Origin of the sequence: Cryobacterium glucosi, assembly GCF_004402235.1 — a bacterium.
GTDB lineage: Bacteria > Actinomycetota > Actinomycetes > Actinomycetales > Microbacteriaceae > Cryobacterium > Cryobacterium glucosi.
The window spans coordinates 1-9847 of record NZ_SOFS01000033.1; the positions used below are offsets into that span (position 1 = coordinate 1).

The window sequence follows — 9847 nt, forward strand, 5'->3', positions numbered from 1 at the left end:
AAGTGGTGATCGATCGCCATCTGGCGCACCTTCGGGTCGATGTGGGTCAGGCTGCCGAACTTGTAGGCGTCATCCTGGAACGTGTTCGAGTTGACCGTGCCGAGCGTGACGCCGAGGTCTTCGGCGTACTTTCCGAGCGCCGCATAGTCGTCGACCTTGTCCCACGGAATGTGGATCGCGACGCTCGGGGAAAGCGCGGTGAACTTGTTGACCGTTGCGGCATCGGCGATCTTCTCCTGGGGGGTGCGCGGCGTGCCGGGGGTCGAGAAGACCTTGAAGCGGGTGCCCGAGTTGCCGAACGCCCACGACGGGAGCTCGATGGCCTGGCTTTCCAGGAGGCGAAGGGTTTCTGCGGATACCGTCATGGGGTCACTTCTCTGTGGGTATGTCTGTGGATACTGCTGAGGTTGAGCGCGGCGGCGGCCCGCTCGGGGCCGCCGCACATCGGGTGCCGAATGCCGCTTAGGGCAGGCGCGCACCCTCGGGGATGACGATCTTCTCGAGCTCGAGGATGTTCGGGGTGCCGAGCTGCAGGGCCCCATAGAGCACCTGCGCGTTGGCCTCGACCGCGACGGCGACCTTGAATGCGCCGGCGACGTCTTCGCCGACCGAGATCATGCCGTGGTTGCCCCAGACGACGGCGTTCGTGTCGTCGCCCATGAGCGCGGCGCTGAGCTCGCCGAAGTCCTTGTTGGTGGAGAACTCGAACGGCATGATGCGCACGGCGCCCTTGGCGTAGAGCACCATGTTCAGCAGCACGGGGTCGATGGTCTTGCCGACGGCGCCGAACATGTTCGCGTACGGCGACTCGGTGTGCACGATCGCGTTGATGTCGGGGCGGCGGCGGTAATGGGCGAGGTGGACATCCGTCTCGGTCGACGGGAACAGGTCCCCCTCGATGACGACGCCGTCATAGCCGACGACGACCATCTCGTCGACCGTCAGCACGTCGTAGCGGATGCCGGAGGGCGTAATGACGATCGCGTCATGCTCGGGCAGGCGAATCGAGATGTTGCCCTGGGTGTTGAAGTTGAGTCCGGTACGCACCGACTCCTTGCACCAGTACAGGATTTCTTCGCGGAGTTCGCGACTGGCAAAGCTCATGGGATGTCCTCGTCTTCGTGGTAATTGAATCGTTTCAACTATCTCGACTATAACTCCGGAAACCACAGCGCGTCAACTCCCCGGTTCCCCCCGGGTCGTCGCCCCCGGTCACGGCGCACCCGAAATGGTTAGGCAGGCACACGATTGTGACGTAGTCTGCTGGGACACCTCATTGAATCGTTTCATTCAATGAACAGTGCGGCGCCACCGGCGCCACCGCATCGCGTCCTCGAAGCCGAGGCCACGAGCCTCTGCATCAATGACGAGAGCAAAGGAGGACCATTCGTGGTCCGAATTGGAAACAAAAGCACAACCGGAATGAAAGCCACCATCTCGGTGGCGATGTCCAATTACATCGAAGCGGGATCGATCATCGCGATCGCAACCAGCCTGTCGCTCTGGCAGAAGGAGTTCGGGATCGACGACTTCGCGGTCGGATTGCTCGCGGCCCTGAGCGCGAACGCGTTCGGTGCGGCGGCGGGTGCGCTCATCGGCGGCCCGTTGTGCGACAAGTACGGTCGCAAGTTCATTTATACCTACGACCTCATCGTCTATATGATCGGCGTCGCCCTCGCCGTGTTCGCGATGAGCTACGGGATGCTGCTGCTCGCCTTCATCATCACCGGTATCGCCGTCGGGGCCGGTGTTCCGGCCTCGTGGACCTACCTCTCCGAGCAGGCGCCGGCCGGGCAGCGCGCCAAGCACGTCGGTGCCGCCCAGCTCGCCTGGTCCTGCGGCCCGCTGATCGGTTTCCTCCTCGCCGTCGCGGTCGAGCCCCTCGGCCTCCTCGGCAGCCGGCTCATCTTCGCCGAGCTCTTCGTCGTGGCCTTCATCACCTGGTACATGCGGCAGGGACTGCCGGAGACGGCCATCTGGAAGGAATCCAACGCGAAGGCGACATCCACCAACGTCTTCCACGGCGTCAAGGCGCTCTTCAGCAAGAAGGCGAACATCACCGCGATCTTCTTCCTGATCGGCGTGTACTCGTTCTGGAATATAGTCGCAGGACAGGCCGGAATCTTCATGCCGCGGGTCTACGCCGCCGCGGGCGTCGAGAGCGCCACGGAGCAGTACCTGCTCCAGGCGCTCGTCTGGGGTCTCACGGTGGCCACGACCTACTTCGGCTTCATGCGCCTCGCGGACAGGTTCAACCGCCGCATGCTCTACATCGTCGGTTCGCTTCTGGGCATCGCTGCCTGGGCCGTGCTCGTCTTCGCCGAACCGACCATGCCGGCGCTGCTCTCCTTCGCCGTGCTCTGGGGCGTCGCGGCCGGCATCGGCGCCCAGGCCTTCTACGGCCTCTGGGCCAGCGAGCTCTTCGCGACCGAGTACCGGGCGAGCGCGCAGGGCATCCTGTTCTTCGTCGCCCGGATCATGGTCGGCCTGCTCAGCATGGTCTTCCCGATCCTGCTGACCTCGATCGGGCTGTCCTGGCTCGGCCTCATCCTGATCGGCTTCCTCGCCGTCTCGCTCGTGGTCGGAGCCGTCTGGGCGCCGCACACCCAGGGTAAGAGCCTCCAGCAGATCGAAGCCGAACGCTACCCGGAAGACGTCGTCGCCGAGGAGTCAGTCGTCGAAGCATCCGTCGTCGGGGAACCGGTCGCGATGAACATGCACTTCTAGCCGGATCCAGCGCCCCGGTCTTCGCCGCCGCGCCCGTTTGCGCAGGTCGCGCCCGAAAGAGCGGGCGCGACCTGCGCAAACCGGCGCGGTTTCCGTCGTCACGGGGCGCGGGCAGCGGAAACCGGCGCGCGGGCGGGCGCGAAGCGGGTGCGGGCAGGCGGATGTCTCGCCTAGCCGGCGGTCGACTCGCGGATGATGAGCTCGGGCTGGAACTGGATCTGCTCGTGCTCGAAGTCCTCGCCGCCCTCCGCCTCGCGCATCAGCAGGTCGACGGCCGTGTACCCGATCAGGGCGCTCGGCTGGCGGATCGACGAAAGCGGTACAACGGCAGCGGACGCGAAGGCGATGTCGTCGTATCCGATCAGGGCGATGTCGCGGGGGACGCGTACGTCGCCGAGCATATTCAGTGCCTGGAGCACGCCCATCGCGAGCAGGTCGTTGGCCGCGAAGACGGCGTCCGGGCGTTCTCCCGCCGGGCGGGCGAGGAGCTGTTCACCGACGGACCGCCCCTGCAGCACCGAGAGCGAGTCCGTGTCGATCGTCTCGAGGACGACCCCCGGGTGCTCGGCGACGGCCTTGCGGGCGCCCTCGAGCCGGTCGACGACCTGGCGGATGCTGTGGGGCCCGCCGACGAAGGCGATCCGGGTCCGTCCGATGGCGGCGAGGTGGCTCACGGCGAGGTATCCGCCGGCCACGTCATCGACGGCGACGGACGAGAAGCTCCGGTCGGCGATCTCGCGGTCCACGAGCACGGTCGGTGTGCCGCGGGCGCGGAGCCGCGAGAGGCGGTCGCCGACGTCCCCGAGGGGTGAGATAAGCACGCCGTGCACCCTCTGTTCCTCGAAGAGGTCGAGATAGGCGCTCTGGCGCCCCGGGTTCTCGTCGCTGTTGCCCAGGAGCACCGTGAGGCCGTCCTCGGCTGCGCGGTCTTCGGCGCCGCGCGCGACATCCGTGAAAAAGGGGTTGGCGACGTCGAGGACGACGAGGCCGATGCTCCGGCTGCGACCGGCACGCAATTGGCGGGCTGCGTCGTTGCGCACGAAACCGAGCTGGCTGATCGCCGCCTGGACGCGTTCGACGGTGCTCGGGGAAACCTTGTCCGGGCGATTGAGCACATTCGACACCGTGCCGACGGACACGCCGGCAGTCGCGGCCACCTCACGCACGCTTACGGACATCGGGTCTTCTCCAGATCGGGCCGCACGGGGCCACGATGAATCGTGTCAGATCGGGGCGCGGATATCCAGCCACCGGCATCCGCGCGGTGTTTTTCGCGGCGGGTCGGGGTTTGTTCGGCCCGCTGCCACCATGCTCCGAGAATAGCTCGTCGTTACGCAGTTGTTACTTGACAGCTGCGGTGGCATCGAAATAGATTTCCCTGTGTTCGCAGAATTAAAACGATTCAACGCCCGCTCGCGCGTTTCCCCAGCGTTCCTCAATGTGGAGGTCAGGACCTATCAATGTCGATCAGCCCCAGTAATTCCGGCCCGCCGGCCCTCGAACTGCGTGGAGTGGCCAAGGCCTTCGGATCGGTCGTCGCGCTGACGTCCGCCGACCTCACCGTGCACATGAACTCCATCCACGCCCTCGTGGGCGAGAACGGCGCGGGCAAGTCGACCCTCGTCAAGATCGTCGCCGGACTCTACCAGCGCGACGCGGGGGACTTCCTGCTCCGCGGCGAAAGCGTCGACTTCCGCTCGACGGCCGAGGCCAAGGCGGCCGGCATCGCGGTCATCTACCAGGAGCCCACCCTCTTCCCCGACCTCTCGGTCACGGAGAACATCTTCATGGGTCGCCAGCCGACCCAGCGCTTCGGCCGGATCGACCGCAAGGCCATGCGCGCTGAGGCCGAGGAACTGTTCACCCGCCTCGCGGTGCGCATCGACCCCGACCGCCCGGCCGAGGGGCTGTCGATCGCCGACCAGCAGATCATCGAGATCGCCAAGGCCATTTCGGTGGACGCCCGGGTGCTGATCATGGACGAACCCACCGCAGCCCTCAGCGGCGTCGAGGTCGACCGGCTCTTCGCCGTCGCCCGCAGCCTGCGTGACGAGGGCCGCGCCCTGGTCTTCATTTCGCACCGCTTCGACGAAGTCTTCGCCCTCTGCGACACCATCACGGTCATGCGCGACGGGCAATACATCTCGACCGATGCGATCCAGTCCACGAGCGTCGACGAGATCGTGCGCAGGATGGTCGGCCGCGAGGTCACCGACCTGTTCCCGAAGGAGGTCGCCCCTGTCGGCGACGTGCTGCTCGAAGTCGAGGGGCTGACCTCCGCCGGTGTCTTCCACGATGTGTCCTTCACGGTGCGGTCCGGCGAGATCGTCGGGCTCTCGGGCCTCGTCGGCGCCGGTCGCAGCGAGATCGTCCGTGCCGTTTTCGGCGTCGACCGCTACGACTCCGGAGCCGTGCGGATGCACGGGAAGTCCGTTCCGAAGCTCAACCCGACCGCGGCCATGGCTGCCGGAATGGCCCTCGTGCCCGAGGACCGCCGGAAGCAGGGCCTCGTGCTCGAGTCATCCGTCGCCCGCAACCTGACACTCTCGACCCGTACCCGGCTCAGTCGCTTCGGGTTCATCGACTCGAGCCTCGAGAACCGGGCCGCCAAGGACTGGGCCGGCCGCCTCGAGGTCAAGACGAACGCCCTCGACACCGAGGTCGGCACGCTCTCCGGCGGAAACCAGCAGAAGGTCGTGCTCGGTAAGTGGCTGTCGACGAACCCCGAGGTGCTCATCATCGACGAACCCACCCGCGGGATCGACGTCGGAACCAAGGCCGAGGTGCATCGCCTGCTCTCGCAGCTCGCGGGTGAGGGCCTCGGGATCGTGATGATCTCCTCGGAACTGCCGGAAATCCTGGGTACGGCCGACCGCGTGCTCGTCGTCCGCGAAGGCCGCATCACCGCGGAGATCTCCCGGGCGGATGCCACGGCCGAGTCCATCATGTTCGCTGCCACCCACTCAACGGAGTCCATCCAGTGACCACGACAACCAGCACCCAGACGCCCACCGGAGCGGGCGGCGGAGCGTTCCAGCGCGGTCTGCGCACCTTCCTGCGTTCCCGCGAGACCGGCATCCTCGCCGCCCTCGTGATCGTTGTGCTCATCACCACGATCAAGAACCCGAGTTTCCTCTTCAGCCAGGACGGATTCCGGGACCTGCTCCTCACCCCGTCGATCCTCGTGCTCGTGGCCGTCGGCCAGGCGATCGTGATCATCACCCGATCGGTCGACCTCTCGGTCGGCTCTGTCGTCGGACTGACGGCCTACCTGACCGGGCGCCTTTTCATCGACGTGCCCGGCATCCCGATCATCGTCGTCTTCGCCGCAGGCATGGCACTCGGTGCTGCGCTCGGCCTGCTCAACGGCGCGCTCGTCGCGTTCGGCAAGGTGCCGGCCCTCGTGATCACGCTCGGAACCCTGTATGCCTACCGGGGCATCAACGTGCTCTGGGCCGGCAGCAACCGGGTGAACGCGTCCGACCTGCCCAAGGACTTCCTCGCCCTCGGCACGAGTGCGCTGCTCTTCGTGCCGTACCTCACGATCATCGCGCTGATCGTGGTGCTCGTCGCAGGCTGGTACCTGCGCAACCAGCGAGGCGGTCGGGAGCTCTACGCGATCGGTTCGGATCCCGATGCCGCGCAGCTTTACGGACTCGGCGTCACCCGTCGCATCCTCGTCGCCTTCCTGCTCTGCGGCGCCCTCGCCGGGCTCGCCGGCGTGCTCTTCGCTGCCCGTTACGGAACGACCAACTCGCAGACGGGCACCGGGCTCGAGCTGCAGGCCGTCGGCGCTGCCGTGATCGGCGGCGTCGCGATCTTCGGCGGCAGCGGCACCGTCTACGGCGCGGCCATCGGTGCGGTCCTGCTGCTCACCATCAACCGTGCCCTGCCCATCCTGGGCATCCCCGACTTCTGGCAGCAGGCGGTCGTGGGCACCCTCATCATCGGCGCTATCGTGCTCGACCGGGTCCTCTCGCTCCGACTCTCCCGCCAACTCATTTCAGAACGGGAGGTCTCCGCATGACCATCTCCGCCCCGGCCGACAGCCGGACCGGCACGCGCGTCTACGCCGAGTACGGTCGACCCTTCTGGATGCGCCTGCTCCTCACCCGCGAGATGGCGGTCATCGTCGCCCTCATCCTCGTGATCGTGATCGCCTCGCTCGAGGTGCGACGCTTCGGCACCACCACGACGCTCGGCTTCCTGCTCCTCGACGTCGCGCCGATCCTGATGATCGCCCTGCCGATGACCCTCGTGATCATGATGGGCGAGATCGACCTCTCCGTCGCAAGCACGCTCGGCCTGAGCAGTGTCCTGCTCGGTATCCTGACCCAGGCCGGCTGGCCGGTCCCGGTCGCCATCGTCGCCTGCCTGGTGATGGGCCTCGTCGCGGGCCTGATCAATGGGCTCCTGGTCACCGTGGTCGGCCTGCCCTCGCTCGCGGTCACCATCGGCACGCTCGCCCTCTATCGCGGCATCGCCGTCGGCCTGCTCGGGACGACCGCCGTCACGAGCTTCCCGGCGTTCTGGACCGGCCTCGCCCAGTCGAAGTTCGGCAGCACCGGCATCCCCGTCGCCATGGTGCTGGTCGTCGCGTTGATCGTGGTCTTCGTCGCTCTCCTGCACTTCACCCCCTTCGGCCGCGGAATCGTGGCGATCGGCTTCAGCACGGAGACCGCGCACTTCTCCGGAGTGCACGTCAACCGGACCAAGGTCGTCGCCTTCATGCTCACGGGGCTGATCGCCGCGCTCGCCGGAATCTACTGGACCTTCCGCTACGGCAGCGCTCGCGGTGACAATGCGATGGGACTCGAGCTGTCGGTCATCGCCGCGGTCCTCCTGGGTGGAGTGTCCATTTTCGGCGGCAAGGGCGCCATCCACGGCGTCATCGCCGGCGTGCTCCTGATCGGCGTGCTGCAGAGCGCGCTCCGCCTCGCCAATGTCAGCTCGGACGTCATCAACATCATCACCGGCGCCCTGCTGATCCTGTCCGTGCTCTCCCCCCGATTTCTGTCGTGGTTCCGCAGCCTGCGTTTCCGTCGTGCCACGCCAGAGAAACAGAAGCAGTAACCGCTCCGTTCCCTCGCCCGACCACCAACATCCGCTTCACCCCACCTGAAAGGCACAACGATGTCTCCTTCCACCACCACCCGGCGCCACGGCGCCCGCGCTGTCGCGCTCGTCGCCGGCGTCGCAGCCATCGCCCTCCTCGCCACCGGATGCTCCAGTTCGGCCTCGACCGACACCTCCACCGGTGCAGCTGCGTCCGGCTCCGGCGACAAGAACTACGCGATCACGTTCCTGCCGAAGAACCTCGGCAATGCATACTTCGACACCTCCGACAAGGGCGGATCCAAGGCGATCACCGAATTCGGCGGAACCTACGCCGAGGTCGGCCCGGCGACCGCCGCGGCCGATGCCCAGGTCAGCTTCATCAACACGCTCACCCAGCAGGGAGTCGGCGCGATCATCATCTCCGCCGACGACCCCACGGCGATCGGCAGCGCCCTCAACGAGGCCCGAGCGGCCGGCACCAAGGTCGTCACCTTCGACTCGGACACCGACCCGCAGTACCGCGACCTGTACATCAACCAGGCCACGGCCGACGGCATCGCCAAGATCGAGGTCGACCTGATCACCAAGCAGATCGGCGACACCGGCGAGGTCGCCATCCTCTCCGCCTCGGCCAACGCGACCAACCAGAACGCCTGGATCGAGACGATGAAGAAGGAACTCGCCGCGAACCACCCGAACGTCACGCTCGTCGACACCGTCTACGGCAACGACGATGACCAGACCTCCTTCGACAAGACGGCGGCCCTGCTCCAGTCGCACCCGAACCTGAAGGGCATCATCTCGCCCACAACGGTCGGCATCGCAGCGGCGGCCCGCTACCTGCAGACCTCGCAGTACAAGGGCAAGGTCGCGCTCACCGGTCTCGGCACGCCGAACCAGATGCGTGACTACGTCAACGACGGCACGGTCACGGCATTCGCGCTCTGGAACCCGGCCGACCTCGGCTACCTCGCCGCCTACGGCGCCAAGGCCCTGATCGACGGCACCATCACCGGCAAGGAAGGCGACAAGTTCACCGCAGGCGCCCTCGGCGAATTCACCGTCGGCAAGGATGCCACCGTGCTCCTCGGCGAGCCGTTCACATTCACCAAGGAGAACATCGCGGACTTCAACTTCTAGGTCGTTCCACGCGCACAACCCCGTATCACCCGCAGTATCGCAGTGCCCGCGCGAGTCGGCTGCGGGGCGGATGCCGGTTGCATCCGTCCCGCGGCCTTGCGGGAATGCGCTCCGCACGGCAAACTTGAATCGATTCATTTTCGGAATCCGAACCAGCAAGGAACCTCAATGTCGAGCAGCGATACCCAGCACCGCGTGTGCTTCCAGCTCCAGGTCAAGCCGGAGCTGATCCCCGAATACCGTCGTCGCCACGCCGCAGTCTGGCCCGACATGCTGCTGGCCCTCAAGAGCACGGGCTGGAACAACTACTCCATTTTCCTGCGCGACGACGGGCTGCTGATCGGCTACTTCGAGACCGCGAGCCTCGCCGCCGCCCAGGCGGGCATGGCCGCAACCGAGGTCAACGCCCGCTGGCAGGCCGAGATGGGCGACTTCTTCGTCGCCCTCGACGGTGCCCCAGACACCGGTTTCCTCCAACTGACCGAGATCTTCAATCTGGAAGACCAACTCGACTCCCTCGCCGCCGCATCCGCTGCCCCGACCGAAAGAAGCACAACGTGAGCATCAGCCCCGACACCCTGGCCCAGCTCGAGGGGCAGGTCATCGAACTGCCGTCCTGGGCGTTCGGCAACTCCGGCACCCGGTTCAAGGTGTTCGGCACGCCCGGAACTCCGCGCACCATCCAGGAGAAGATCTCCGACGCCGCGCAGGTGCACCAGGTCACCGGCCTTTCGCCGAAGGTGGCCCTGCACATCCCGTGGGACAAGGTCGACGACTACACCGGTCTGCGCGAGTTCGCCGCGGAGAAGGGCCTCACGCTCGGCACGGTCAACTCGAACACGTTCCAGGATGACGCCTACAAGTTCGGCAGCCTGACCCACATCGACCCGAAGGTGCGCCAGATGGCGATCGATCACCACTT

8 protein-coding genes and 2 pseudogenes are annotated in these 9847 nt (G+C 66.3%); 7 read left to right on the forward strand and 3 right to left on the reverse strand.

What is annotated here, in order from left to right; translation table 11 throughout:
* A pseudogene (locus E3O46_RS14180) lies at positions 1 to 365 on the reverse strand (L-rhamnose isomerase); the annotation flags it as partial.
* A 97-nt stretch (positions 366 to 462) separates the two neighbouring features.
* Complete coding sequence (locus tag E3O46_RS14185) at positions 463 to 1104, reverse strand: class II aldolase/adducin family protein (RefSeq protein WP_134446406.1); 642 nt, start codon at positions 1102 to 1104, stop codon at positions 463 to 465.
* A gap of 318 nt (positions 1105 to 1422) precedes the next feature.
* Here E3O46_RS14185 and E3O46_RS14190 point away from each other — a divergent pair, with 318 nt between their 5' ends.
* Positions 1423 to 2727: an MFS transporter gene (locus tag E3O46_RS14190; protein ID WP_198413724.1), complete on the forward strand. Its 1305-nt coding sequence runs from the start codon at positions 1423 to 1425 to the stop codon at positions 2725 to 2727.
* A 170-nt stretch (positions 2728 to 2897) separates the two neighbouring features.
* Here the strand turns inward: E3O46_RS14190 and E3O46_RS14195 are convergent, their stop codons facing one another.
* On the reverse strand, positions 2898 to 3905 hold the full coding sequence (locus tag E3O46_RS14195; RefSeq protein WP_134446404.1) for a LacI family DNA-binding transcriptional regulator: 1008 nt from the start codon (positions 3903 to 3905) through the stop codon (positions 2898 to 2900).
* 282 nt (positions 3906 to 4187) lie between these two features.
* Between E3O46_RS14195 and E3O46_RS14200 the strand changes: the two genes are divergently transcribed.
* The 6 genes and pseudogenes from E3O46_RS14200 to E3O46_RS14225 all read left to right on the forward strand — a co-directional run.
* On the forward strand, positions 4188 to 5711 hold the full coding sequence (locus E3O46_RS14200; RefSeq protein WP_134561932.1) for a sugar ABC transporter ATP-binding protein: 1524 nt from the start codon (positions 4188 to 4190) through the stop codon (positions 5709 to 5711).
* Entirely contained in the window at positions 5708 to 6754 is a 1047-nt protein-coding gene (locus E3O46_RS14205) for an ABC transporter permease (RefSeq protein WP_370294981.1), read from the forward strand. The genes E3O46_RS14200 and E3O46_RS14205 overlap by 4 nt, the downstream gene beginning before the upstream one ends.
* Positions 6751 to 7800: an ABC transporter permease gene (locus E3O46_RS14210; protein ID WP_134559351.1), complete on the forward strand. Its 1050-nt coding sequence runs from the start codon at positions 6751 to 6753 to the stop codon at positions 7798 to 7800. Before E3O46_RS14205 ends, E3O46_RS14210 begins: the two co-directional genes overlap by 4 nt.
* A gap of 60 nt (positions 7801 to 7860) precedes the next feature.
* Positions 7861 to 8925, forward strand: coding sequence for a rhamnose ABC transporter substrate-binding protein (rhaS, locus tag E3O46_RS14215; protein WP_134446401.1), 1065 nt, complete (start codon positions 7861 to 7863; stop codon positions 8923 to 8925).
* A 168-nt stretch (positions 8926 to 9093) separates the two neighbouring features.
* On the forward strand, positions 9094 to 9486 hold the full coding sequence (locus E3O46_RS14220) for an L-rhamnose mutarotase (RefSeq protein WP_134559349.1): 393 nt from the start codon (positions 9094 to 9096) through the stop codon (positions 9484 to 9486).
* Positions 9483 to 9847, forward strand: a pseudogene (locus tag E3O46_RS14225) (L-rhamnose isomerase); the annotation flags it as partial. The gene E3O46_RS14220 and the pseudogene E3O46_RS14225, both read left to right, overlap by 4 nt.

What these genes read in the sequence shown, in the direction of transcription:
- E3O46_RS14220 (WP_134559349.1), top strand. Translation starts at nt 9,094, where the DNA reads ATGTCGAGCAGCGATACCCAGCACCGCGTGTGCTTCCAGCTCCAGGTC.
- E3O46_RS14185 (WP_134446406.1), bottom strand. Translation starts at nt 1,104, where the DNA reads ATGAGCTTTGCCAGTCGCGAACTCCGCGAAGAAATCCTGTACTGGTGC.
- E3O46_RS14200 (WP_134561932.1), top strand. Translation starts at nt 4,188, where the DNA reads ATGTCGATCAGCCCCAGTAATTCCGGCCCGCCGGCCCTCGAACTGCGT.
- E3O46_RS14210 (WP_134559351.1), top strand. Translation starts at nt 6,751, where the DNA reads ATGACCATCTCCGCCCCGGCCGACAGCCGGACCGGCACGCGCGTCTAC.
- E3O46_RS14195 (WP_134446404.1), bottom strand. Translation starts at nt 3,905, where the DNA reads ATGTCCGTAAGCGTGCGTGAGGTGGCCGCGACTGCCGGCGTGTCCGTC.
- rhaS (WP_134446401.1), top strand. Translation starts at nt 7,861, where the DNA reads ATGTCTCCTTCCACCACCACCCGGCGCCACGGCGCCCGCGCTGTCGCG.
- E3O46_RS14190 (WP_198413724.1), top strand. Translation starts at nt 1,423, where the DNA reads ATGAAAGCCACCATCTCGGTGGCGATGTCCAATTACATCGAAGCGGGA.